Origin of the sequence: Cupriavidus sp. SIMBA_020, from assembly GCF_046535395.1 — a bacterium.
GTDB classification, from domain to species: domain Bacteria; phylum Pseudomonadota; class Gammaproteobacteria; order Burkholderiales; family Burkholderiaceae; genus Cupriavidus; species Cupriavidus campinensis.
The window spans coordinates 1-253 of the sequence record NZ_JAWRWU010001170.1 but is presented as its reverse complement, the minus strand read 5'-3'; the positions used below and the strand labels follow the sequence as shown (position 1 = coordinate 253).

Genomic DNA, 253 nt, shown 5'->3' with positions numbered 1-253 from the left:
CGGCGAACGCCACCTTGACCGTCTGGCCCGTGGCCTGCTGAACCTGACGCGCCAGTTCACCGACCTGCGCGCGTTCCTGTTCGTTGGCCGGCGTAACATGCACAGCAAGCAATTGCCCCAAAGTATCAACCGCCATGTGGACCTTGCTGCCGCGTTTGCGTTTGTAGCCGTCGTAACCGGCGCGAGGTCCACTCTCGCAGGTCGACTGCAGGGTCCGCCCGTCGAGAATGACCGCGCTGGGTTGACCACGACG

1 protein-coding gene is annotated in these 253 nt (G+C 64.0%); it reads right to left on the bottom strand.

Annotation, left to right across the window (positions count from 1 at the left end; translation table 11 throughout):
• On the bottom strand, positions 1-253 hold a 253-nt coding region (locus SB751_RS33210), incomplete at both ends, for a transposase (RefSeq protein ID WP_410749396.1).